The organism is Streptomyces sp. NPDC092370 (assembly GCF_044755265.1).
GTDB lineage: Bacteria > Actinomycetota > Actinomycetes > Streptomycetales > Streptomycetaceae > Streptomyces.
Genome location: NZ_JBIVQO010000015.1, coordinates 103,824 through 128,912 on the forward strand (window position 1 = coordinate 103,824; position 25,089 = coordinate 128,912).

At 70.5% G+C, this 25,089-nt stretch carries 18 protein-coding genes; 4 read left to right on the forward strand and 14 right to left on the reverse strand.

Annotated elements, in window-relative coordinates; all coding sequences use genetic code 11:
• Positions 1-69: 69 nt before the first annotated feature.
• The 3 genes from ACIQHQ_RS33420 to nrdR all read right to left on the reverse strand — a co-directional run bounded on the left by ACIQHQ_RS33420 (position 70) and on the right by nrdR (position 4,696).
• The gene (locus ACIQHQ_RS33420) at positions 70-867 is read right to left on the reverse strand and encodes a DUF1883 domain-containing protein (protein ID WP_402619329.1); all 798 of its coding nucleotides are present in this window, start codon (positions 865-867) and stop codon (positions 70-72) included.
• Positions 868-1,076: 209 nt separating this feature from the next.
• Complete coding sequence (locus tag ACIQHQ_RS33425; protein ID WP_402619332.1) at positions 1,077-3,971, reverse strand: vitamin B12-dependent ribonucleotide reductase; 2,895 nt, start codon at positions 3,969-3,971, stop codon at positions 1,077-1,079.
• A gap of 164 nt (positions 3,972-4,135) precedes the next feature.
• The gene (gene nrdR, locus ACIQHQ_RS33430) at positions 4,136-4,696 is read right to left on the reverse strand and encodes a transcriptional regulator NrdR (RefSeq protein ID WP_402619335.1); all 561 of its coding nucleotides are present in this window, start codon (positions 4,694-4,696) and stop codon (positions 4,136-4,138) included.
• Positions 4,697-5,316: 620 nt separating this feature from the next.
• On the opposite strand from nrdR, the gene lexA reads away from it, so the two are divergent.
• Complete coding sequence (lexA, locus tag ACIQHQ_RS33435; protein ID WP_030845416.1) at positions 5,317-6,096, forward strand: transcriptional repressor LexA; 780 nt, start codon at positions 5,317-5,319, stop codon at positions 6,094-6,096.
• Between the two features lie 177 nt (positions 6,097-6,273).
• Here lexA and ACIQHQ_RS33440 read toward each other — a convergent pair whose 3' ends face one another.
• The 4 genes from ACIQHQ_RS33440 to ACIQHQ_RS33455 form a co-directional block, all read right to left on the reverse strand.
• Positions 6,274-8,250 (reverse strand): ATP-dependent DNA helicase, encoded by a 1,977-nt coding sequence (locus ACIQHQ_RS33440; RefSeq protein WP_402619339.1) that lies wholly within the window; start codon positions 8,248-8,250, stop codon positions 6,274-6,276.
• Between the two features lie 215 nt (positions 8,251-8,465).
• Entirely contained in the window at positions 8,466-9,443 is a 978-nt protein-coding gene (locus ACIQHQ_RS33445; RefSeq protein WP_402619484.1) for a GNAT family N-acetyltransferase, read from the reverse strand.
• 130 nt (positions 9,444-9,573) lie between these two features.
• Positions 9,574-11,544, reverse strand: coding sequence for an IucA/IucC family protein (locus ACIQHQ_RS33450; protein ID WP_402619342.1), 1,971 nt, complete (start codon positions 11,542-11,544; stop codon positions 9,574-9,576).
• A 221-nt stretch (positions 11,545-11,765) separates the two neighbouring features.
• On the reverse strand, positions 11,766-13,232 hold the full coding sequence (locus ACIQHQ_RS33455; protein WP_402619345.1) for an aminotransferase class III-fold pyridoxal phosphate-dependent enzyme: 1,467 nt from the start codon (positions 13,230-13,232) through the stop codon (positions 11,766-11,768).
• 330 nt (positions 13,233-13,562) lie between these two features.
• On the opposite strand from ACIQHQ_RS33455, the gene ACIQHQ_RS33460 reads away from it, so the two are divergent.
• Complete coding sequence (locus tag ACIQHQ_RS33460; RefSeq protein ID WP_402619348.1) at positions 13,563-14,786, forward strand: trypsin-like serine peptidase; 1,224 nt, start codon at positions 13,563-13,565, stop codon at positions 14,784-14,786.
• Between the two features lie 301 nt (positions 14,787-15,087).
• On the opposite strand, the gene hflX is transcribed toward ACIQHQ_RS33460, so the two are convergent.
• From hflX to miaA, 6 genes are all read right to left on the reverse strand, one after another.
• Positions 15,088-16,581: a GTPase HflX gene (gene hflX, locus ACIQHQ_RS33465; protein WP_402619351.1), complete on the reverse strand. Its 1,494-nt coding sequence runs from the start codon at positions 16,579-16,581 to the stop codon at positions 15,088-15,090.
• A 126-nt stretch (positions 16,582-16,707) separates the two neighbouring features.
• Complete coding sequence (locus tag ACIQHQ_RS33470; protein ID WP_402619354.1) at positions 16,708-18,234, reverse strand: M1 family metallopeptidase; 1,527 nt, start codon at positions 18,232-18,234, stop codon at positions 16,708-16,710.
• Positions 18,235-18,379: 145 nt separating this feature from the next.
• The gene (locus tag ACIQHQ_RS33475) at positions 18,380-20,542 is read right to left on the reverse strand and encodes a RelA/SpoT family protein (protein WP_402619357.1); all 2,163 of its coding nucleotides are present in this window, start codon (positions 20,540-20,542) and stop codon (positions 18,380-18,382) included.
• 297 nt (positions 20,543-20,839) lie between these two features.
• Positions 20,840-21,712 (reverse strand): diaminopimelate epimerase, encoded by an 873-nt coding sequence (gene dapF / locus ACIQHQ_RS33480; RefSeq protein ID WP_402619360.1) that lies wholly within the window; start codon positions 21,710-21,712, stop codon positions 20,840-20,842.
• Positions 21,713-21,824: 112 nt separating this feature from the next.
• Positions 21,825-22,337, reverse strand: a complete 513-nt coding sequence (locus ACIQHQ_RS33485) for a hypothetical protein (RefSeq protein ID WP_402619487.1) — start codon at positions 22,335-22,337, stop codon at positions 21,825-21,827.
• A gap of 108 nt (positions 22,338-22,445) precedes the next feature.
• Positions 22,446-23,384, reverse strand: a complete 939-nt coding sequence (gene miaA, locus ACIQHQ_RS33490) for a tRNA (adenosine(37)-N6)-dimethylallyltransferase MiaA (RefSeq protein ID WP_402619363.1) — start codon at positions 23,382-23,384, stop codon at positions 22,446-22,448.
• Between the two features lie 182 nt (positions 23,385-23,566).
• On the opposite strand from miaA, the gene ACIQHQ_RS33495 reads away from it, so the two are divergent.
• Both ACIQHQ_RS33495 and ACIQHQ_RS33500 read left to right on the forward strand, forming a co-directional pair.
• Positions 23,567-23,836, forward strand: coding sequence for a hypothetical protein (locus ACIQHQ_RS33495; RefSeq protein WP_402619366.1), 270 nt, complete (start codon positions 23,567-23,569; stop codon positions 23,834-23,836).
• Between the two features lie 26 nt (positions 23,837-23,862).
• Positions 23,863-24,201 (forward strand): antitoxin, encoded by a 339-nt coding sequence (locus ACIQHQ_RS33500; protein ID WP_402619369.1) that lies wholly within the window; start codon positions 23,863-23,865, stop codon positions 24,199-24,201.
• Positions 24,202-24,346: 145 nt separating this feature from the next.
• On the opposite strand, the gene ACIQHQ_RS33505 is transcribed toward ACIQHQ_RS33500, so the two are convergent.
• Positions 24,347-25,063, reverse strand: coding sequence for a class III extradiol dioxygenase subunit B-like domain-containing protein (locus ACIQHQ_RS33505; protein ID WP_402619372.1), 717 nt, complete (start codon positions 25,061-25,063; stop codon positions 24,347-24,349).
• Positions 25,064-25,089: the final 26 nt, after the last annotated feature.

Here is a 25,089-nt window from a genome sequence, read left to right on the forward strand (position 1 = left end):
CCCTCCGAAGGGTCAGCCGATCACCATCCGGCGGCTTTTCCGCCGGAATTCTCAGGTATGAGATTCGAGTTACCCAGCATCACGCTGAGCACCGCCCTCTCGGCTCTCTCGAATCACATCAGCAATCTCGCTGGCGATCTCCTCGACCGTGAACTGAGCGGTGCTTCTCGCCAACTTGTCGGCCAGGGACGGGCTTTGCGCCATAACCTCGTCCTTGGTGACGTTGTGCCAGATGGGCAGCAGGTTCTGTTGCCCCGTCACGTACCTCGTCACCAAGCCGTCAAGTTCATACTGGGGCCACCCCTTCTCGAAGAAGTGGCGCGAGAGAATTACGATGCCGAACTGGCTGTTAGCCAACCCGTGGTCGATCTTGCGGCGGAGGCTGTCGCCGATCCTCAGTTCGAGAACGTCGAGCCACACAGAGATGCCGGCTTCTTGCAGATACTGCGCCAGCGGTCGGGCCACGGCTTCTTTGTCTTCACTGGCATGGGAGATGAAGACATCTCGTACGGGCTCACCACGGCCTGCGGAGTAAGGCGGCGGCTCATGCCTGATATCGGCCAGGGAACCAGCATTGCTCGGGCGGAGCACGGGCAGCGGGGGCGGTTCGACGGAAGCCGAAGACCTCACCTTGCCCTTGAGGCCCACCAGATCAACGGTCACGTACCAGTGGCCGCTACTCGGAATCGCAAGACGTACCGGAGAGGTCCTTGCCAGCCCACCGATACACCTGTGGCCTCGCCCGCTTTTGTACTTCTGATAGTTGCTGGAGTCCATCAGACGCACATTGGCTGCGCTTCCGGACAGTTTGATGACTGCGGTCGCGCCCTTGGACTGACGACCGAGATCGTGGACTACATAGTCCATGAATTTTCCTCTGTATCACCTTCACCGGGGACCTGTTGGGCGGTTGCGCTGGATGCAACATTGTTGCGTGCGCTTCAGCGGCGGGTGTATCCCCAGGCCAGCCGCTACGCGGGAGGGGCGTCAGCAGGAGGCTGACGCCCCTCTCATCAGGGATTACTTGTCAGGTGAGCGTTTGCCGAGTGTTGCACTCGATGCAATTCCGCCCAGTTTCAGCTGCAACCGCTGGTCGAGCCGCAGCCCTCGCAGATGTAGCAGGAACCGGCGCGCTGCATCTTCGTACCGCAGGAGAAGCACAGCGGGGCGTCGGCCTGGATGCCGAGCTGCATCTCGACCAGCTCGGCGCTGGTGTGGGCCTGCTGCGGGGCCGGCTTTGCGGCCTCGACTTCGGCCTTCGGCGTGGCGACGGCCTTCAGCTCCTGGGCGCGCGGCGCCGACTGGGCCAGGCCTTCGACGTCGACCTCGTCGTCGGACGGCTCGTAGGAACCGGTCTCGAGGTGGCGCTGACGCTCCTCGGCGGAGTGGATGCCGAGCGCGGAGCGCGTCTCGAAGGGCAGGAAGTCCAACGCCAGGCGACGGAAGATGTAGTCGACGATCGACTGCGCCATCCGCACGTCCGGGTCGTCCGTCATACCGGCCGGCTCGAAGCGCATGTTGGTGAACTTCGAGACGTACGTCTCCAGCGGCACGCCGTACTGGAGACCGACGGAGACCGCGATGGAGAAGGCGTCCATCATGCCCGCGAGGGTCGAGCCCTGCTTGGACATCTTCAGGAAGACCTCGCCGAGACCGTCGTCCGGGTAGGAGTTGGCGGTCATGTAGCCCTCGGCGCCGCCGACGGTGAAGGACGTGGTGATGCCGGGACGTCCCTTCGGGAGGCGCTTGCGGACGGGGCGGTACTCGACGACCTTCTCGACCGTCTCACGGATGGTGGCCTCGGCCTTCTCCGTGACCTCGGCCTTCTCCTTCTCCTTGGTCTTCGCGGAGAGGGGCTGGCCGACCTTGCAGTTGTCGCGGTAGATGGCGAGCGCCTTGACGCCCATCTTCCAGGCCTCGAAGTAGACCTCCTCGACGTCCTCGACGGTCGCCGACTCCGGCAGGTTGACCGTCTTGGAGAGGGCGCCCGAGATCCACGGCTGGATCGCGGCCATCATGCGGACGTGGCCCATCGCGGAGATGGAACGCTCGCCCATGGCGCAGTCGAACACCTCGTAGTGCTCGTGCTTGAGGCCGGGGGCGTCGATCACATTGCCGTGCTCGGCGATGTGGGCGACGATCGCCTCGATCTGCTCCTCCTGGTAGCCCAGGCGGCGCAGAGCCTGCGGGACGGTGCCGTTGACGATCTGCATCGAGCCGCCGCCGACCAGCTTCTTGAACTTGACCAGGGCGAGGTCGGGCTCCAGGCCGGTGGTGTCGCAGGACATCGCCAGACCGATGGTGCCGGTCGGGGCGATGACAGACGCCTGCGAGTTACGGAAACCGTTCTTCTCGCCGAGGCGCAGAACGTCCTGCCAGGCCTCCGTGGCGGCGGCCCAGATCGGCGTGTCGAGGTCGTCCATACGGACCGCCTCGGTGTTGGCGTCGGAGTGCTGCTTCATGACCCGCAGGTGGGGCTGCGCGTTGCGGGCGTAGCCGTCGTACGGGCCGACGACCGCGGCGAGTTCGGCGGAGCGCCGGTACGACGTGCCGGTCATCAGCGAGGTGATGGCGCCGGCCAGAGCACGGCCGCCGTCGGAGTCGTACGCGTGGCCGGTCGCCATCAGCAGGGCCCCGAGGTTGGCGTAGCCGATGCCGAGCTGACGGAACGCGCGCGTGTTCTCGCCGATCTTCTGGGTCGGGAAGTCCGCGAAGCAGATGGAGATGTCCATCGCGGTGATGACGAGCTCGACGACCTTGGCGAAGCGCTCGACCGCGAAGGACTGGTTGCCCTTGCCGTCGTCCTTCAGGAACTTCATCAGGTTCAGCGAGGCGAGGTTGCAGGACGTGTTGTCCAGGTGCATGTACTCGCTGCAGGGGTTCGAGCCGTTGATACGGCCGGACTCCGGGCAGGTGTGCCAGTGGTTGATGGTGTCGTCGTACTGGATGCCGGGGTCGGCACACGCCCAGGCGGCCTCGGCCATCTTGCGGAACAGCGACTTGGCGTCGACCTCTTCGATGACCTCACCGGTCATGCGGGACGTCAGGCCGAACGTGCCGCCCTGCTCGACGGCCTTCATGAACGTGTCGTTCACACGGACCGAGTTGTTGGCGTTCTGGTACTGGACGGACGTGATGTCGTCGCCGCCCAGGTCCATGTCGAAGCCCGCGTCGCGCAGGGCGCGGATCTTCTCCTCTTCCTTCACCTTGGTCTCGATGAAGTCCTCGATGTCCGGGTGGTCGACGTCGAGGATGACCATCTTGGCGGCGCGGCGGGTGGCGCCACCGGACTTGATCGTTCCTGCGGAGGCGTCGGCGCCGCGCATGAAGGAGACCGGGCCGGAGGCGTTGCCGCCGGAGGAGAGCAGCTCCTTGGAGGAGCGGATCCGGGAGAGGTTCAGACCGGCGCCGGAGCCGCCCTTGAAGATCATGCCCTCTTCCTTGTACCAGTCGAGGATCGACTCCATGGAGTCGTCGACGGACAGGATGAAGCAGGCGGAGACCTGCTGCGGCTGGGGCGTGCCGACGTTGAACCAGACGGGGCTGTTGAAGCTGAAGATCTGGTGCAGGAGGGCGTACGCGAGCTCGTGCTCGAAGATCTCGGCGTCGGCGGGCGAGGCGAAGTACTTGTAGTCCTCGCCGGCCTTCCGGTACGTCTTCACGATGCGGTCGATGAGCTGCTTGAGGCTCACCTCGCGCTGCGGGGTGCCGACGGCACCGCGGAAGTACTTGCTGGTGACGATGTTGACCGCGTTCACCGACCAGAAGTCGGGGAACTCGACGCCACGCTGCTCGAAGTTGACCGAGCCGTCGCGCCAGTTGGTCATGACGACGTCACGGCGCTCCCAGGCCACCTCGTCATAGGGGTGAACCCCAGGCGTGGTGTGGATGCGCTCGATACGCAGGCCCTTGCTCGCCTTGGCGCTCTTGGCGCGGGAACTCCGTGCCGGACCGCTCGCCGTCTCTGTCATGCCGCCTCCCTGGTACGGGCGAAAACGCCCTGAAGTGCCCCGTTGTTCCCGTGGCACGGTGTTCTGTCTGGTGTTGCGGGCACCCACTCACGTCACCCGCAACGGGTCTTTGCATGGCCGCCGCCCGGCCGGCCCGGAGCTGCCTTCCGGATCCGGCCCGTCTGTCAGTCGGTGGCGCCTGCGGGCTCGGGGACGTGGTCCGTCCCTCCGCGCCCGCGTTCGTCTTCCTGGCTCCCCGCAGCCGCGTCCTCACGGCCTCCGTCATCCGCGTCGGGGTGTCCCGTCTGCGCCCTGAGCTCCTCGATGGCCGCCTCGAAGTCGTCGAGCGAGTCGAAGGCCCGATAGACCGAGGCGAACCGCAGGTAGGCGACGAGATCGAGCTCCTGCAACGGGCCGAGTATGGCCAGCCCCACGTCGTGGGTGGTCAGCTCGGCGCTTCCGGTGGCTCGCACCGCCTCCTCGACCCGCTGGCCGAGCTGAGCCAGCGCGTCCTCGGTGACGGGCCGCCCCTGGCACGCCTTGCGCACACCATTGATGATCTTCGTGCGACTGAAGGGCTCGGTGACTCCGGACCGCTTCACCACCATGAGCGAGCACGTCTCCACGGTCGTGAAACGACGGGAGCAGTCAGGACACTGGCGGCGCCTGCGGATCGACGTGCCGTCGTCGGTCGTACGGCTGTCGACGACACGGCTGTCGGGGTGCCTGCAGAAGGGGCAGTGCATGAACTCCCAACCCTCCTCACAGCAGACTCAATAGCCTCGCGGGGCCTCTTGCGCCCCACCAAGCAGCCCCAAGCATAGGCGATGACCATGAGCCTCAAGACCCGGGGGACCACAACTTCTGGGCCACTGATGCAATCCAACCACTAGATGTGGGGATTGGCTCATACATCCAGGCGGTCAGCGCGTGTCGCGCGCGTAAAGGCAGGTGGCGCACGACGAGCCGAGCCGCACCGGTACCGCGCACCCGTGCGGCACCGCCGCGAACGGCTTCCCCGGGGACACGGCCGGATCCGTTTCGGCACAGCCGTATCGCCGCGGCACATGCGGAGATACCGTGGGCGCCGCGAGGAGGGGAGGTGGGACTCCCGCACAGATGGGGACTGATCCCGGGCCAAGGGAATGCCGGATGGCAGACTGGGGCACCAGTCCACGAGCGATCACCCCGGCGGTGAAGAGTACAGCAATGGACCCTTTTGCCCGCCAGGTGGCACGGCCGCCAATACACCCGGACACATGAGCGCGTCCGGCGATTCGCGTTTTTTCACTCGAACGTGTGTTTGGCGCAACCTTTCGAAAGCAACTACCGTTGTCCAGCAGGGAGACCATCGAGAGGGGCCGACGTGACCACCACCGCAGACAGTGCCGCCATTACTGCCCAGGACCGCTCCCAGGGCCGACTGGAGCCGGTGCATGCGATGAACGAAGCCACGAACCCTGAGGGGCACAAGCGCTCCCTGCCGGGCCGACCTCCGGGCATCCGGGCGGACAGCTCGGGACTCACCGATCGCCAGCGCCGCGTGATCGAGGTCATCAGGGACTCCGTGCAGCGACGCGGCTACCCGCCGTCCATGCGGGAGATCGGTCAGGCCGTCGGCCTCTCCAGCACCTCCTCCGTCGCACACCAGCTGATGGCGTTGGAGCGCAAGGGCTTCCTGCGCCGTGACCCGCACCGCCCGCGCGCCTACGAGGTGCGCGGGTCCGACCAGGCGGCGTCGGTGCAGCCCACGGACACCGCGGGCAAGCCGGCCGCCTCGTACGTGCCGCTGGTGGGGCGGATCGCCGCCGGCGGCCCGATCCTCGCCGAGGAATCCGTCGAGGACGTCTTCCCCCTCCCCCGCCAGCTCGTGGGCGACGGTGAGTTGTTCGTCCTGAAGGTCGTCGGTGACTCGATGATCGAGGCCGCCATCTGCGACGGCGACTGGGTCACGGTGCGTCGCCAGCCGGTCGCCGAGAACGGCGACATCGTGGCCGCGATGCTCGACGGCGAAGCCACCGTCAAGCGCTTCAAGCGCGAGGACGGGCACGTCTGGCTCCTGCCGCACAACGCGGCCTACGAACCCATCCCCGGCGACGACGCGACCATCCTCGGCAAGGTGGTGGCCGTCCTGCGGCGCGTCTGACAGCGCGCGCCGCGTCGGGCCGGCCCGCGAGGCCGCCCCCAGACCGGGCCCCGGAACCCCTGCGCCGGTTCCGGGGCCCTGTGCTGTCGTGGGACGGGTGCCGGACCCGTCAGCCGAGGTGGCGACGCAGGCACGGGGGCGGCGTCTATCCCATGCTCCGCAAGCCGCCCCCGCACCTCATCCGTCCTCCGTCTGCCTGGCGACCGCGTCGATCGCCGCCAGCGACTTGCGCACCTGGTTGCGGTCCGTGGTGAACCAGAAGTCGGGCAGTGATGCCTTCAGATAGCTGCCGTACCGGGCCGTCGCCAGACGCTGGTCCAGTACGGCGACCACACCGCGGTCACCCGACGCCCTCACGAGGCGGCCGGCGCCCTGGGCCATGAGGAGCGCGGCGTGCGTGGCGGCAACCGCCATGAAGCCATTGCCGCCCGCGTCCTCGACAGCCTTCTGCCGGGCACTCATCAGGGGGTCGTCCGGGCGCGGGAACGGGATCTTGTCCATGACGACCAGCTGGCAGCTGGCTCCCGGGACATCCACGCCCTGCCAGAGCGACAGGGTGCCGAAGAGACACGTCTTCGGGTCGGCGGAGAAGTTCTTGATGAGCTCGCCCAGCGTCTCCTCGCCCTGGAGGAGGATCGGGAACTCGGGGATCCGCGACCGCAGCTCCTCGGCGGCCAACTGGGCGCCCCGCATCGACGAGAACAGGCCGAGGGTGCGGCCGCCCGCCGCCTGGATCAGCTCCGTGAGCTCGTCCAGCATGTCGGCGCGGTCGCCGTCCCGCGCCGGGCGGGCCAGGTGCTTGGCGACATAGAGGATGCCCTGCTTGCGGTAGTCGAAGGGTGAGCCGACGTCGATGCCCTTCCACTTCGGGACGTCGTCGCCCTCGGTGCCCTCGGGGGCAAGACCCAGGGAGGCGCCCACGCCGTTGAAGTCGCCGCCCAGCTTCAGTGTCGCGGACGTCAGGATCACCGAACGGTCCGCGAAGAGCTTCTCCCGCAACAGCCCGGAGACGGACATGGGGGCGACGCGCAGGGAGGCTCCGAAGCGGTCGTGGCGCTCGTACCAGACCACGTCCCACTCGGAGCCGTTCGTGATCCGCTCCGCCACGTCGTGCACGTTCTCCACGGAGGCGAGGGCCTGCTTGCGGACGGCGTCCTCGTCCTGGACGGCCTTGTCGCGGGTCGTCCCGATCGCGGAGATGACGGTGCGGCACGCGTCACGCAGCGCCATGAGGGCGTACCCGAGATCCTCCGGGATCTCCTCGAGGCGGCCCGGCAGCGCCAGCTCCATCAATCGCTCGAAACCCTCGGCGGCGGTCTGGAGCTGGTCCGCGGCCTTTTCGTTGACGAGTTTCGCGGCTCGGCGCACCGCGCGATTGACCTGACCGGGGGTGAGTTCGCCCGTGGCGACTCCGGTGACCCGGGAGACCAGTTCGTGCGCCTCGTCGACGATCAGCACCTCGTGCTGCGGGAGAACCGGGGCGCCCTCGATGGCGTCGATCGCGAGCAGCGCATGGTTGGTGACGACGACCTCGGCGAGCTTGGCCCGCTCGCGGGCCATCTCGGCGAAGCACTCCGCACCGTACGCGCACTTCGAGGCGCCCAGGCATTCCCTCGACGACACCGACACCTGGGCCCAGGCGCGGTCCGAGATGCCGGGAGTGAGGTCGTCACGGTCGCCGGTCTCGGTCTCGTCGGCCCAGTCGCGCACCCGCAGCAGGTCCTGACCCAGCTTGCTGGTGGGTGCGGCGGCCTCGAACTGATCGAAGAGACCCTCTTCCTCGTCCTGCGGGACACCTTCGTGCAGCCGGTGCAGACAGAGATAGTTCGACCGGCCCTTGAGCATCGCGAACTCCGGGCGGCGGCGCAGCAGCGGGTGCAGTGACTCGACCGTTCTCGGCAGGTCGCGCTCCACCAGCTGGCGCTGCAGAGCCAGGGTGGCGGTCGCGACGACCACTCGCTCCCCGTGCGCGAGCGCGGGCACCAGGTAGCCCAGCGACTTGCCGGTACCGGTGCCGGCCTGGACCAGCAGGTGGGAGCCGTCGTCGATCGCTTCCTCGACGGCTTCGGCCATGGCCACCTGACCGGGGCGCTCCGTACCGCCGACGGCAGCGACGGCAGCATGCAGGAGTTCGGGGAGTGAGTGCTTCGTCATAGCGCGACCACCCTACGACCCCGCACTGACAAACGGGCGATCAAGGCGGGGGCGGGCGACGGGATCAAGACCTGCGCTCCTCGGCGGGGTGGGTGGCGGGGCGGACTGCCGCCTGGGCGAGGCCGTGGCGGAACTGCCGGAAGAAGTGGGGATGGCGGGTGGGAACTGCTGAGGCAGAGGCCGCGTTCCATCAGTGACGGCACGATCACCTAGCGCTACAACACGTGCTGGAGAGACCGGTCTCGCACCATGAGGCCGGCCCGCTTGGCAGGCAGGTCGACCTCGGCGGAGAACCGGAAGCCGGCGGTCAGGAAAGCGGCGATGGAGGGGGTGTTACGCATGTCGGGTTCGGCGATGACGCGTGCGCAGGAGGGGCGCTGCGCGAGAACGAGATCGGCCACGGTCCGCAGCAGCAGACCCCCGAGACCGCGTCCGCGGTCGGCGACCGGTCCGACCAGGACGTGGATTCCCGTGTCGTGAGGCCGGGCGGGATAGTGACGGGCCAGCGGATCCAGATCCGCCCGGTAGATCTCCCAATAGCTCATCGGCGCTCCGTCCAGCAGACCGACGCACGGCACGCTGCGCCCGTCACCGGCGAGCTGGGCGCGCAGATGGCCCTCGGTCACGGACTGCGGTCCGGACAGCTCCCAGAAGGCCGCGGCGGCGGGGTCGTTCATCCAGCGGCTGATGAGCGGGAGGTCGCGTCCGAGGCGTGCGGGGACGAGGTGGAACACGCCCGCTGGTGTGTCGGCCGGGCCCCAGTCGGCGACGCGGTCGAGGAGATCCTCGTGCCGCGGGACGAAGGAGGGTCGGCACCGGTCACGGGTCGCGGCGGTGGGGACAGGGAGCTGTGTCGTGCGCTCGTCCCGCCCAGGGGCCGCGTGGCCGTCGAGCGGGTCTTCCGCGGCGAGAGCGATGCGCTCGTCCGGGAGCCTCGGATCCAGGGTGTTCTCGCCGTGCCCGCCCGCCTCGGGCCGCTCACCGCGATCCGCGTGGGTTCCGCCGCGGGAGTCGACACGGTCAAAGGCGCCGGCAGCGGCGAGGCCACCCGGGCCGGTGCCTGAGGCGATTCGGGCGTATGCGCCGGACTGCGTACCGACACCGGCCCAGGCCCCTGGCTCAGCCTTGCATTCGGCGCTCGGCCTGGCGTCGGAGGCGGTGCGCGACGCGGCGCCGGAGGTCACGTCGGCCATGACGGAGGCGGAGGATCCGCGCTCGGCGATCGGGGCGGCAGGAGGCACCGACGCTCCTCTCGGAAAAGGGGGTGGCATGTCCTCAGGGATGGAGGAGGCCAGTCGTGGACCCAGGGGACGAGCAGAGTGATCAGCAGCGCAGGGGGTTGGCGATGGTGACGTAGACGGACTGGGTGTCGACCGGGCCGACGAGTTCGTCGAGGCCGTTCAGACGGGTCAACAGGTTGGCCTTGCAGCGCAGGACGGGTGAGTCGAGCAGCCGCGCGGGCAGCGAGGTGCGCAACCGGGCCGGACCGGAGGCGACGTTTCCGAGGAAGCGCCGGAAGGCGGCGAGCAGCAGCCGCTCATCGGCCAACCCCTGGGAACCGAACGCTCCGATCAGGCCGAGCACGTTGTTGACCGCCAGGTAGTACACGAGCCGCTCGTCGGTGACCTCGTCGCTGACGAACGTATCGCTTTGCTCACCGATGCCGGGCAGCCGGGCATCGAGGTCCGCCCGCCGGGACTCGCGGAAGTAGTACCCCTGGTTGTCCCGGTAGCGGCCGCCGGTGGGCCAGCCGTCCCGGTCCAGCAGAAGCAGGGTGTTCTGCTGGTGCGCTTCCAGGGCGATGCCCGCCTCACCGTCCAGCCACAGGACGGGGCGTACGACGTGCTCGAGGTAGCGCAGAAACCACTCGGCGGCGACGACGCCGCGGGGTCGGCCGGTGCGGCGGGCAAGACACGTGACCACCTCGGCCAGCCGGGACCTCAGGCTCGGACCGTGCCGAACAGGACGCCCCGGCGCGTCCTCCGGCGTGGCCGGTGAGCACGGCCGCAGCGAGACAAGTCCGGCGACGCAGGAGACATCGTCCGAAGGGCTGAACGGGTTGTGGCGGATCACCACGTCCAGTCCGGGCATCGGGTCGCCGCCCTGGGTGTCGACGGCGAGCCACGCCGGGTCCCTGACGATGTCGAAGCCCGGGTGCACGGCCCGCCACTGCCGGGCGAGACCACTGCGGAGCAGACGGTGGACCTCCACACCACGGTGGAGCTCCTTACGGAGGTGCTCGCGGCGGGAGTTGGTGATGCGAAGGCCCAGCGAGAGCTTGAGCATCGCGGGGGCATGGGCGCGGTAGACGGTGCGTACGGAGGAGGTGGGGTGCCAGGGAGTGCCATGGGTGCCGAGGTCATGGAGCAGTCCGCTGTCGAGCAGGGCAGCGGCCTCCGGGCGGTGTCGGATCTCGTGGGCCTGCCAGGGGTGCAGGGGCAGCAGGGCGTACCCGTCCGGCCGCGCCGGTCCGGCCCCGGCCAGGCGGGCGGTGAGCCGGGGTGCGTCGACAGGGCGGCCGCGTTCGGTCCAGGAGGAGTCGGTGGCGAGGACGGAGGGCGCGACAGCCATCCAGTGCAGGGGGAAGGACCCGCGTGACTCGGGCGAGTACAGCAGTGCTTCGGCGTCGGAGAGACCCTCACGGCTCTTCGGGGCGGGGTGCAGGGGATGCCCGAGGACGAGTGCCTGTTCCGCGGAGAGGAAGAAGTCGTGGCTGCAGCTTGGGCGTTCCCGGCGGTTGATGACGAAGCGGGCGATACGTCGCAGCGAGTCGGCGACATCCGCGACGAGTTCCGCGCCGTGAGGGCCATCGGCGCCGGGGGAGCCGAGAGTGTCCTTGGCGGGAGAGCCGCCTGCGGACGTCTCCCTGGCGAGCAGGGCGGCGATCGTGACGGGGTCGGCCGGTGGGGCGTACGCGGGGGCACCGGCGAGACGAGGAGGGCCGAAGCGGTGCCAACCCGTCGGGGACCAGTAGCGGACCGGGGCGAGGAGCGCCGTGTCGCTGGCGGGAAAGGGGATGTGGAGGACGCCGTCGACCGGGGCGGGCTGGTCGGTCTCACGCGCCCAGCAGCGGAGCAGGTTCTCCACTCCGGCGGCTTGGGCGAAGGTGTGCGGATCAGCGTGTTCCAGAGGGTCGGTGCCCTGGCCCGCAAGCGGTCTCCCGGCCGGTCGCGTCGCCGGCCGGTGGCGAGGGACACCCGGGTGTGGCGGTGTCCCCGGGGTGGTCCGGGCGCCGAGGGAGCCTCGTCCCGGCGTCGGTGCGTGGTCGTCGGGGTGGGGGGTGGTGGCGTTCAAGGCAGGTCCTCGTGGGGGGTGATCATGCGGGTGGGAGGTGCGAGCCGGGGGACTTCACCCGGTGGCCGGGGGTGTGAAGAGGTGACGTGCGGGCTCGCGACGCCCAGGCACCTGGGTGCCTCACAGGCAGGCGAAGCCGGTGGTCAGGTGGCCTGGCCTGGGCGCAAAGGAGTGTGGGCGGGCAGCGTTCCGGCGGGCCTGGACTGCTCTGCCGGAGAGGCTCACCGTGCGGCTGCCGTGCCACCCCCGCGACAGCGGGCGACCGCGCGGACCGCGTCGGCCAGGCGGTCCAGTACGGCGGCCGCTTGTTCATCGGTGATGGTCAGGGGAGGCAGCAGTTGCACGACGCTCGCGTGACGTCCTCCGAGCCCGACGATGAGGCCGCGCCGCAGGCACTCCTGCTGGACCGCGGCGGCGAATCCGGGGGCCGCGGGAGGGGCCAGTGGTGCGCTGCCCGGCATCACCGACGCCCCCGCGCCTCCCGCGGCCGCATCCGCGCATGCCCCTTCGGGCTGCCGCTCCGGATCCACCAGCTCAAGCCCGATCATCAGCCCCCTCCCCCGCACGTCCCCCACGCATGTGAACTCGTGCACGAGGCCATGGAGTTGTCCCAGCATGCGCGTCCCCAGGGTCGCCGCCCGTCCGGCGAGGGCGTTCTCGCGGACATGGGCGAGAGTCGCCGTGCCGGCAGCCATGGCGAGTTGATTGCCCTGGTAGGTGTCCGCGGGGACGGCCGCTTCCCCGGTGTCGAGGTCGTCGCGGTAGACCACGACGGACAGTGGCAGACTGCCGCCGATGGCTTTGGAGAGGATCATCACGTCGGGGGTCACACCGCTGTGCTCCACCGCCCAGGAGGCGCCGGTCCGGCCCACGCCCGTCTGGATCTCGTCGGCGATCAGGGGGATGGACCGGTCGGCGGTGATCTGTCGCATGCGCCGCAGCCAGGTGTCCGGTGCGGGGATCACTCCGCCCTCGTACTCGACGGGCTCGACGATCATCCCGGCGGGCAACGGCACTGCGGCCTCGGGGTCGCCGAGGAGGGATTCGGTCCAACGGGCGGCGAGCTCGGCGCCGTACTCGCCTCCGATACCGAAGGGGCAGCGGTAGTCCTGCGGATAGGGCAGGCGGGTGGCCCATGCGTCACGGGTGTGCACGGACGCGGCCTCGGGAGCCCCGGTGGTCCTTCCGGGACCGGCGCCCGTGAAGGTCAGGAGACCGCTCCGCCCGGTCGCCGCGCGGACCAACGCCAAGGCGGTTCCGACGGCTTCGCTGTCGGCCGGTCCGCAGAACCGTACGCGCGCCCGGTCGGCGAGTCCCGGCGGCAGGGTGCGGAACAGTTCGGCGAGGAAGGCGTCTTTGACGGGTGTCGACAGGTCGAGAGCGCTCAGGGGTGCGCCGGAGTCGAGGACCTTGCGGATGGCTTCCAGAACGACCGGGTGGTTGTGACCGAGGGCGAGTGTGCCGGCACCGGAGAGACAGTCCAGATAGCGGCGGCCGTCCGCGCCCTCGATGGTCAGTCCCCGGGCCCGCACCGGCACGATCGGCAGGGCGCGGGCGTAGGTCCGGGCGGCGGATTCGCGTGCGGCTTGGCGGCGCGGGACTCCCTCGTGCGCCGCGCGTGCCGCGGGGAGCGCAGCGGCCACGGCGTCACCGGCCCCACCGGGGGATTTCACCTGCGTACGCCCCACAGCGGCCTCCTCTGACACACAACTCCCATGGGTGGATTCCGCCACGACTTCCCTGACCTTCCACTGGGCACGGGCACAGGAGACCGCGCACAGACAGCAGGCCCCCCACCGCTACCAACCGCGGATCACTTACCGGGTTACGGGTTGCCTCAAGATCCTTTCCGTAACGGAACCGTTGCGGATCCGTCGGAGCGGCCCCACAGCCACCGCATAGTGTGTGGTGCCGTTCCCGGACACCGTGAGGCGGCCCGAACCTCCCGCGCGACAGCGGGAATCGGGACTCATGCGCTGGTTTGTCCACATTCGTTCCACATCAGGGGGAGTCAGATCATGCGATCCACACGGCCGTCGTCCACCGCCAGTCGAGAGGGGAGTGCGCGCCGCAGGAACTCCCCCGTACTGGCCGCCGTGGCCCTCGCCTCGGTGCTCGCGCTGACCGCCACGGCCTGTGATTCCGGCGACGCCACGGCGGACGGTGAGGCCTCCGCGTCCGCCACGGCCTCCGACGACGGCAAGCTCAGGATCCCGGCCGACATCAGGGACCGGCTCCGCGAGCACGGGATCGACATCGACCAGTGGAAGAACGGCGCCTGGAAGAACTGGGACAGGGACGACTGGCTGCGCGAGGCCAACGAATACATCAACCCGATCATCGAGGGGCTCTGGAACCCGGACCGCATGCGGGAGGCCGAGGAGCCCGACCAGGGTGTCGACGCGGGCGACCTCTCCGGTGACCAGGGCGTGACCGACCCGGCGCCGGAGCCGGTCCAGGCTCAGGCCGTGACGCCGTCGTACCACGCCAACGCCCCCACGGCCGGGAAGGTGTTCTTCGACTCCCCCGAGGGTTCGGCCGTCTGCTCGGCGACCGTGGTGAAGGACCCGGCACACCCGGGCAAGTCCAACCTGGTGTGGACGGCGGGTCATTGCGTGCACGCGGGCAAGAAGGGCGGCTGGTACCGCAACATCGCGTTCGTGCCGTCGTACAACGACGACGGAAAGCCGGTGGAGGCGCTGGAGAACGCCACCCGCGAGGACGTCGCTCCCTACGGCGTCTGGTGGGGCGACTGGGCGCAGACCTCGGACCAGTGGATCGAGCAGGGCGGTTCGACGGGCGGCGACGGCGCGTCGTACGACTTCGCGGTCATCCATGTGACGCCGGAGCAGGGCAGCGGCGGCAAGTCGCTGGAGGAGATCGTCGGTTCCGCGCTGCCGGTCGACTTCAAGGCGCCCGCGGTGCCGCAGGTGAAGAGCGTCACGGCGATCGGCTACCCGGCCGCGCGGCCCTACGACGGGCAGAGGCTGTACCGGTGCCAGGACCGGCCCGGACGGCTGTCGGTCACCGCGTCGGATCCCACCATGTACCGCATCGGCTGCACCATGACCGGTGGATCGTCCGGCGGTGGCTGGGTGGCGACGGGTGCGGACGGCAACCCGGCGCTGGTGTCCAACACCTCGATCGGCCCGGTGAGGTCGGGCTGGCTGGCCGGGCCTCGTCTGGGCGATGTGGCCAGGGGCGTGTACGACTCGGTCAGCGAGAAGTTCGCCGGTCGGTGACGGCCGGCTGAACAGCGGCGTCGGTGGGGTGGCGCACCCGGCGCACCCCTCGGAACCTTCACCGCCCCACCCGGTGAGCCCTCGACTCCGCGGGCACACTGGGATGTCGCGGGGGCATCGGCGCGCCCGCGCATCCATGGCATGCGCACGCGGCAAGAGCCGCCGCGGACCTCGGACGAACTGGGTTTCGACCTCGAATCAGTGGTCCAGGGCGGTTCGGACCCGCACATGCTGAAGGCCCGCTCCCCGTGGCAGGGGGCGGGCCTTCTCGCGTCACACGAGACGCACGCTCAGGCCAGGCTCAGAGCGCCGGCGCCGGAACGTGCGGCGTGAGTTCCGCCGCCAGCTCCTCGTGCACCCGCACCTTGAGCAGGGTGCCCTCCGGGGTGTGCTCCTCGGAGATCACCTCGCCCTCGTCATGGGCACGGGCGACCAGCTTGCCGTGCGTGTACGGCACGAGCGCCTCGATCTCGACCGACGGACGGGGCAGCTCGTTGTCGATGAGCGCGAGCAGCTCCTCGATGCCCTGGCCGGTGCGGGCCGAGACGGCCAGGGACCGCTTCTCGACGCGCAGCAGCCGCTGGAGGGTGAGCGGGTCGGCCGCGTCGGCCTTGTTGATCACGACGATCTCGGGTACACCGTTGGCGCCGACGTCCCTGATCACCTCGCGCACGGCGGCCAGCTGCTCCTCGGGGAACGGGTGCGAACCGTCCACCACGTGCAGGATCAGGTCGGACTCGCCGACCTCCTCCATGGTGGAGCGGAACGCCTCGACCAGGTGGTGGGGCAGGTGGCGTACAAACCCGACCGTGTCGGCCAGCGTGTACAGCCGTCCGCTCGGTGTCTCGGCCCGGCGCACGGTCGGGTCGAGGGTCGCGAACAGGGCATTCTCCACCAGCACTCCCGCGCCCGTGAGGCGGTTGAGCAGCGAGGACTTGCCGGCGTTGGTGTAGCCCGCGATGGCCACGGACGGCACCTTGTGGCGCTTGCGCTCCTGGCGCTTGATCTCGCGGCCGGTCTTCATCTCCGCGATCTCCCGGCGCATCTTCGCCATCTTCTCGCGGATCCGGCGCCGGTCCGTCTCGATCTTGGTCTCACCGGGACCACGGGTGGCGAGGCCGCCGCCCTTGCCGCCGCCCATCTGCCGGGACAGCGACTGACCCCAGCCGCGCAGTCGCGGCAGCATGTACTGCATCTGCGCGAGTGCGACCTGCGCCTTGCCCTCTCGGGACTTGGCATGCTGGGCGAAGATGTCCAGGATCAGGGCCGTCCGGTCGATGACCTTGACCTTGACGACGTCCTCGAGGTGGATGAGCTGGCCCGGGCTGAGCTCACCGTCACAGATGACGGTGTCCGCGCCCGTCTCGATGACGATCTCGCGCAGCTCCTCGGCCTTGCCGGAGCCGATGTAGGTGGCCGCGTCGGGCTTGTCGCGGCGCTGGGTGACACCGTCGAGCACCATCGCGCCGGCCGTCTCCGCGAGGGCGGCGAGCTCCGCGAGGGAGTTCTCCGCGTCCTGCACGGTTCCCGAGGTCCATACACCGACGAGGACGACCCGCTCCAGACGGAGCTGGCGGTACTCGACCTCGGTGACGTCCTCGAGCTCGGTGGACAGGCCCACCACGCGGCGCAGAGCCGCGCGGTCGGAGCGGTCGAACTGGTCGCCGTCCCGCTCTCCGTCGATCTCGTGGCTCCAGGCGACGTCCTCTTCCATCAGGGCATCGGCCCGAAGACCCTCGGGGTGGCTGTGCGCGAAGCGCTTGGTGTCCTGGGAAAAGGAAGAAGAGGAGGTCATTGGATCCTTACGTAGCTGGGAAGCCGTTCATTGTCTGCAACGCACGGGCGGTCCGGGAGATTCCCGGCGCTGCGCACCGCGTCGACCTGAAGATGTTCGCACGGCACGGGGCGTCTCGTCATCGTGTTATCGGGCGGGCGTCCTCGCCGCCTTGGCCCTGTCCGCCGGAGCCTGCGGTTTCGCCGGCGTCTCCGGCTTCCAGTCCGGGTGCCCCGGCATCGGCGGGGTCTTCTCGCCGTACAGCCAGTCCCGGAAGAAGCCGTCCAGGTCACGCCCGGAGATCTCGGCGGCGAGCCGGACGAAGTCCTGTGTCGTGGCCGTGGCGTCCTGGTGCCGGGTGACCCAGGCGCGTTCGAGGCGTTCGAACGCCGGGCGGCCGATCTCCTGGCGCAGTGCGTACAGGACGAGGGCTGCGCCGTCGTAGACGACGGGCCGGAAGATGCTGGTCTTGCGGGCGGGGTCGGGTGCCTTCGGGGCGGCGGGCGGCCCGTCGGCGGCACGCCAGCGGTCGGAGGCCCTGTACGCGGCCTTCATCCGGTCCCGCATCGGCTTGTCGGCCTGCTCCTCGGCGTACAGCGCCTCGTACCAGGTGGCGTGCCCCTCGTTGAGCCACAGATCGGACCAGGTGCGAGGGCTGACGCTGTTGCCGAACCACTGGTGGGCCAGTTCATGGACCATGATCGACTCGACGTACCACGGGGGGTAGACCGGCTCGGTGAAGAGCTCCCGCTCGAAGAGGGAGAGCGTCTGGGTCTCCAGCGCGAAACCGGTGGCGACGTCGGCCAGGAGCAGGCCGTACGTCTCGAAGGGGTAGCGGCCGACCTTGCGCTCCATCCAGGCGATCTGGCCGGGGGTCTTCTCCAGCCAGGGTTCGAGGGCCTTGCGGTGCCCGGTCGGGACGACGTCCCGTACGGGCAGCGCGTGCGGGCCGGTGCGGTGCAGCACCGTGGAGCGGCCGATGGAGACCTGGGTGAGCTCGGTGGCCATGGGGTGCTGGTTGCGGTACGTCCACGTCGTCGTCCCGCCGGACTTCTCCACTCCGGCGGACAGACCGTTGGCGACGGCCCTGTGACCGTCGGGTGCGGTGACCCGGATGGTGAACATCGCCTTGTCGGAGGGGTGGTCGTTGCACGGGAAGACCAGGTGCGCGGCGTCGGCCTGGTTGGCCATGGCGAGGCCGTCCGCGGTGCGCACCCAGCCGCCCTCGCGCCCCTTGGCGGGCACGGGATCGCTGGTGTGCCGCACGGTGATCCGCATCCAGTTGCCGTCCGACACCGAGTCCTCGGGCGTGATCACCAGATCCTCGCCGGCGGTGCGGAACTGCGCGGGCTCGCCGTCGAACTCGACCGATTCGACCGTGCCGTGGGCGAAGTCCAGGTTGACGCGGTCCAGGTCGGCGGTGGTCCAGGCGTCGATGGTGGTGACGGCCCGCAGCGGCTCGCTGTTGTTGCCCGGATAGATGAAGGAGAGGTCGTACGCCGCCACGTCGTAACCGGGATTCCCGAGGTGAGGGAAGAGGCGGTCGCCGACGCCGAGCGGGACGGCGGGGACGGCGGCGGCGACGAGACAGACGGAGATCGCCGAGGTCAGCAGGGCGGCGGCGGTCCGGCGGCGGAGGGGGGTGGTGGCCTGGCTGTGGGGGGTCAGGAGCATGTCTCACGGCTATCAGCGCGCGGGCGAGCTGCGGGGACGGCGCGCTTCCGTCCCACCCGAACCGGGGACCGCAGCCTGCGCCGGGTGCCGTTCGCGGCGGCGGCCCGGGCCGGGCCGGCCGCTCCGCAGTTGCGGCTCGTCCCGGTCAGCCGCTCTGCGGCTGGGGCTGGGACTGCGCCCGGCTGACGTCGTACACCCCGGCCACGTTGCGCATCGCACGCATCAAGGCGGGCAGATGGCCCGCGTCCGGGAGCTGCACGGTGTACGTGTGCCGCACCTGCTGCTGGGCGGGGGGCTCGACGGTCGCCGAGACGATCTCGGCGCCCTCGGAGGCCATGGCTTCGGTGAGATCGGCCAGCAGGTGGGGACGGACGAACGATTCGGCGAGCAGCGTGACCCTGCACTCGGCGGCCTCACCCCAGCGCACGGCGACCTCGGCACGCCCCCCTTTCTTCATGCGCGCCACCACGGCGCACTCCACGCGGTGCACGGTGACCGCGCCCCCGCGCACGGTGAAGCCGGTGATCTCGTCGGGCGGTACGGGTGTGCAGCATCGGGCGAGGCGGACGCTCGCGCCGGCCAGGTCGGCGAGAACGTGGCCGACGGCGGGACGGCCGGCGGGCTGCTCGGGCACGTCGGCGGGCCGGAGCGCTGTCCGGTCCTCGTCGATCCGCGCCTCGCTCTGCTGGGACTCGGCCTGCGCCGGATGGGCGGCCAGCCACCGCTGGATGGCGATCCGGGCCGCGGGCGTGTGGGCGTGCTCCAGCCACTCCCGGGAGGGCTCCGACGCCGGGTCCTGGCCCATGAGCAGCTGGACGGTGTCGCCGTCCTTCAGGACGGTGCTCAGCGTCGCCAGGCGGCCGTTCACGCGGGCGCCGATGCACGCGTGCGCGTCCTCGCCGTACTGGGCGTATGCCGCGTCCACACAGGTCGCCCCGTCGGGCAGGCCGATGGTGCCGCCGTCCGGCCGGAAGACGGTGATCTCACGGTCCTGGGCGAGGTCCTCGCGCAGGGTCGACCAGAAGTGGTCGGGGTCCGGGGCCGCCTCCTGCCAGTCGAGGAGCCGGGAGAGCCAGCCCGGGCGGGTGGGATCGACGCGCTCGCCGTCGGCCGGGTCGTCGAGGGCGGGTGCGTACGGGTTACCGAGGGCGACGACGCCGGCCTCGGCGACTTTGTGCATCTGGTGCGTACGGATGAGGACCTCGACGACCTGCCCGTCCTCGCGCGCCACGGCCGTGTGCAGCGACTGGTAGAGGTTGAACTTCGGTACGGCGATGAAGTCCTTGAACTCCGAAACGACCGGGGTCATACAGGTGTGCAGTTCACCCAGCACGCCGTAACAGTCGGCGTCCTCGTTCACCAGCACCAGGACCCGGCCGAAGTCGGAGCCGCGGAGCCGGCCGCGTTTACGGGAGACGCGGTGCAGCGAGACGAAGTGGCGGGGCCGAATGAGGACCTCGGCCTGGATGTCCGCCTCGCGCAGCACCCCGCGCACCTCGTCGGCGACCTCGGCGAGCGGATCGTCCGTGCGGGCCGCGTTGCGGACGATCAACTCCCTGGTGTGCGCGTACTCCTCGGGATGCAGGATCGCGAAGACCAGGTCCTCTAGTTCGGTCTTGAGCGCTTGGACGCCGAGCCGTTCGGCGAGCGGGATGAGCACGTCACGTGTCACCTTGGCGATGCGCTCCTGTTTCTCGGGGCGCATGACGCCGAGGGTGCGCATGTTGTGCAGCCGGTCGGCGAGTTTGATCGACATGACGCGGACGTCGTTGCCGGTGGCGACGAGCATCTTGCGGAAGGTCTCGGGCTCGGCGGCGGCGCCGTAGTCGACCTTCTCCAGTTTGGTGACGCCGTCGACGAGGTAGCGGACCTCCTCGCCGAACTGGTCGCGCACCTGGTCGAGTGTGACGTCCGTGTCCTCGACGGTGTCGTGCAACAGGGACGCCGTCAACGTCGTGGTCTCGGCGCCGAGTTCTGCGAGGATCAAGGTCACGGCGAGCGGGTGCGTGATGTACGGCTCGCCGCTCTTGCGCATCTGGCCGCGGTGCGAGGACTCGGCCAGGACGTAGGCCTGGCGCAAGGGCTCGAGATCCGCGTCGGGGTGGTGAGCGCGGTGGGCCTCGACGACGTGGCTGATGGCGTCGGGCAGCCGGCCGCGGGCGGCGGGGCCGAGCAGGGCCGCGCGGCCGAGGCGACGCAAGTCGATCCGGGGGCGGGCCTTCCTGCGGGGGGCTGTCGGCGTCACCGCTCCTGACACCGCGCCCGGCATCGGGCCTGGGGTCACGGAATTCGTGGCCTCCGCACTCATGGGCACCTCCGGCTGCGTCAACCGGCGGACGGGGCGCCCCAGAGCGGACACGGCTCAGGGGGCGGCTTCGGTCCCCCGTCCGGGCCGGTGCTTGATGCTACCGAGCCCACCACGCCGGACTGACCGCCTCTCGCCGAGCGTGAAACTGATCACCCATTCGAGGGACGAATGCGAGGTTTGTACCTCCGCACGCCGCGGCCAACCCGGTGCGATTCCCGCCAAGTGGCCGAATGACGATGGTTGTTTCGAGTCCGCTGGCCGAGGGTGCGCGGATGTTTCACGACGGCCCGCCCCGGCTCACGCGGACCGGGCGGCGTCCAGCCAGTCCGCGTCGATCTCGCCCTCCGCCACGATCACGGCCGGGCCGGTCATCTCGATCTCGCCGTCGGGCCGCTCGGTGATCACCAGGGTGCCGCCGGGGACGTCCACGGTGTACGTGACGGGGGTGCCGGTGACCGTCGGGTCGGCGCCGTCGCGCCGGGCGGCGGCCACGGCGACCGCGCACGCGCCCGTGCCGCACGAACGGGTCTCACCGGAGCCGCGCTCGTGCACGCGCAGCGCGACGTGTCCGGGAGCGCGGTCGACCACGAACTCGACGTTCACACCGTCCGGGTAGGCGGCGGCCGGGCTGAAGGGCGGCGGGGAGTGCAGGTCGCCGGCGTGCGCCAGGTCGTCCACGAAGGCGACCGCGTGCGGGTTGCCCATGTTGACGTTCCGCGCGGGCCAGCTGCGCTCGCCGACACTCACCGTGACGTCACCGTCGGGCAGCGCCGCCTTGCCCATGCCCACGGTCACGTCACCGTCCTTGGCGATGTGCACGGTCTTCACGCCCCCGCGGGTGGCGACCGCGAGGTCTCCCTCGGTCACGTGACCGGCGCGTTGGAGGTAGCGCGCGAACACCCGCACGCCGTTTCCGCACATCTCGGCGATCGAGCCGTCGCCGTTGCGGTAGTCCATGAACCACTCCGCCTCGGCCGCCATGCCCTCGGCCTCCGGGTGCGCCGCGGACCGCACGACATGCAGCAGCCCGTCACCGCCGATGCCCGCGCGCCGGTCGCACAGGGCGGCGACGGCGGCCGGGGACAGGTCGATGGCGTTCTCCGGGTCCGGGACGATCACGAAGTCGTTCTCCGTGCCGTGACCCTTGAGGAAGGCGATCCGCGTGCTCATGCCTCGATCGTAAGGGGTGCCCACGACAACGCCTCGGCGCGCCTGCGGCGGTGCCCCCGGATCTCCGGAGACGCCGGTGGCGCCGAACCCCGCGGGGCGCGTCGTAGGGCGCTCAGCGCAGCCGCGCCACGCGCCACACGGCGAGGACCACCACCACGGCCACGACGAGGGCGTACGCGAGGGCGACCCGCCAGTCGGGCCTGCGGCCGGAGCCCTTGGCGGGCAGGCCCGGCCACGTGTAGCCGACACGGCGGGCGGCCATCATGCCCCAGCCGGCCGCGCAGGAGCAGATCAGCAGACCCAGCATGGCGATGACGGCCCCGCTGTCGCCGAAGTCGAAGGCGAGCGGGAACGCGAACATCAGGGAGCCGAGTGCCGCGAGGCTCACGATGGGTGCCAGCTGCCAGATGCGGAGCCGGCGCTGCGGGCGCAGCTCGACCTCGACCTCGTCGGCGAACATCTCGCCGGGCTCGGGACCGTCGTCCGTCACGCCCTGTGTCTCGTCGGGCCCGTCGGAGCTGAGGTGGTCCGCCTCCTGCTCGGGTGCGTCCCCGCGCTCCGCCCCATCCCGACCGGCGGTGATGTGATCGGTGCTTCGTGCGGTGTCGCGAGGGCCGGCCTCCATCGCCACGCGCCCTCCCAACTAGGACTCAACTCGGTCGATCGAAGCTCGATGATGGCACGCCGCCGGAGCACCGGATGACGGCCTGGGCGTCCCGATGCCATGACGTGATCAGGCTGTGACCGGTCGTTCGACCAAGGACAGCGCGAGCTGCGGAAGTTCCGTCAGATCGGCGGCTGCCCCACTCAACCAGTGCACCCGCGGGTCGCGCCTGAACCATGAATCCTGGCGGCGCGCGAAGCGCTTGGTGGCACGGACGGTCTCGGCCCGTGCTTCCTCCAGGGTGCACTCCCCGGCGAGCGCCGCGAGCACCTGCTGGTAGCCGAGCGCGCGTGAGGCCGTACGCCCCTCACGCAACCCCTGCGCCTGGAGTGCGCGCACCTCGTCCACCAGGCCGGCGTCCCACATCCGGTCGACCCGGCGCGCGATGCGCTCGTCGAGCTCGGGACGCGCCACGTCGACGCCGATCTGAAGGGTGTCGTACACCGAGTCGTGGCCGGGGAGGTTGGCCGTGAAGGGCCTGCCGGTGATCTCGATCACCTCCAGGGCGCGCACGACCCGGCGGCCGTTGCTGGGCAGGATCGCCCGAGCGGCCTCGGGGTCGGCGGCGGCCAGGCGGGCGTGCAGCGCGCCGGAGCCGCGCAGCGCGAGTTCCTCCTCCAGACGGGCGCGGACCTCGGGGTCGGTGCCCGGGAACTCCAGGTTGTCGACGGCACCGCGCACGTACAGGCCTGAGCCGCCGACCAGGATCGGCCAGCGGCCCTCGGCGAGCAGGGCCTCGATCCGTTCCCTGGCCAGGCGCTGGTACTCGGCCACGGACGCCGTGACGGTCACGTCCCAGATGTCCAGCAGGTGGTGGGGGACGCCGCGGCGCTCCCCGGGCGTCAGCTTGGCGGTGCCGATGTCCATCCCTCGGTAGAGCTGCATGGAGTCGGCGTTGACGACTTCGCCGCCGAGGCGCTGGGCCAGGAAGACGCCCAGATCGGACTTTCCGGCCGCGGTCGGACCGACGACGGCGATGACGCGGGGGGCGGGGGGTGCACTGCTCACCGACCCAGTCTCGCAAACCTCCCGCCCTGGTCTCGAACGAGTTACGTGACGGCACGGCCGCGGGGTCGTTGCCCGTTGCGAGGTTCCTGCCGCCGGATCGCAGAGGCGGTGGCCCGGGCCGCGCAAATGGACGCACCGGGCAACGCGGGTTTTCGCCCGCACGAGTAACGTATGGAGTGGATATGGGCGTTTTTGCACGACTTTTCCGGCGGTCGAAGGCCACGGCGGAGACGCCTGCGGCCGAGGCGCGGACGGACACGGCGACGGCCGAGCCCGAGACGGAGGCGGCCGAGACCGCGGAGGCGAAGAGCGGCGACGGAACGGGGGAAGCGGCCGCACCGGCTGCTGAGGCCACCGCGGCGGTCACCGAGACCGAGGGCGTCGACATCCCCAGGCAGCAGTCCACCGAGAAGGCGGCCGACAACGAGGCGGGCGAGGGCGCCCGCACGTGACCGCCCCGCGCGAGGGAAGGTGAGCCATGAGCCTCCTGGACAACGTGAGAGCCAAGCTGGGCCCGGCCAAGGACAAGGTCTCGGACCTGGCACAGCGGCACGAGGGCACGATCCAGCACGGTCTCGACAAGGCCGCGCGGGCCGTCGACAAGAGGACCAAGGGCAAGTACAGCGACAGGATCCAGTCGGGCACGGGCCGGGCCAAGAGCGCCGTGGACCGGCTCACCCACAAGGACGACGGCGCACCGAACGCGGGCGGCACGAGGACGCCGTCCGGCGCGAGCGGCACGACTCCACCGCCGGCCACGGGCGGCGCCCCACCGCCGGAGGCACCATCGCCGGAGGCACCACCGCCCACGTCCTGAGCACATCGGCGCAGAAGGTCCGGGCGCGCATCGGCATACGGAGGCACATCGGCGGACGGCCGCGGAGCTCAGTGGGCTCCCGGCCGTCCGCCGTTCCGGCGCCGTTCTTCAGGTGCCGCGGCGCCCGCGCACCCTGCCGTCCCGTCTACGACCAGGCGGCGACGACGTACCCCACGCCGTACGGCGCGTCCTCGTACAGCAGCGACCCACCGAGGCCGGTGCCCTCGGCCGCGCCCGCCAGCACCTGCCAGGGGGCCCGGCCGGACGCCTTCAGTTCGTGCGCCGGCCCGATGTCCAGTGAGGTGAGTGCGGCGATGTCCGCCGTGCCGAGCGCCCGCGCGACCTCCGCGTCGAAGGGCGCCGCCCGTTCGTCCAGATAGCCCGGAGCCTTGAGCGTCCGGCACGCGCTGGCGTCCCCCATCACCAGCAGGGCCACTCGATCGTCCCGGGCGGCGATGTCCCTGCCGGTCCGCACGCACGACTCGGGCGGGTACGACTCCCCCACCCCCAGCCCCTCGACCGGGGCGTCTGACCACCCGGTCCGCTCCAGCAGCCAGGCGGCCACCGCCAGTGCGTACGGCAGCCGCGGCCCCGGCTCCGCGCCCTCGGCCGCTCCCAGCCGTACGTCCAGGTCCACACCGAAGCCCCGGAAGGATCCCCGGGTGCCCTCCGGGTACGGCTCGGGCCCGGAACGGTCCGCCACCGGGCCGACGACCACCAGCCGGCCCGGCCGGGCGGCGGCGAGCACGCCCAGCGCGTCCGTGCAGGCTGCGCGCGCCGCATCCAGCTCCGGGGCGGCGCCTGCGGCGACCTCGGGGATCAGGAGGGGCGGGCAGGGGCAGACAGCGGCGGCGACAAGCATGATCGGCAGGGTAACTCTCAGGAGCC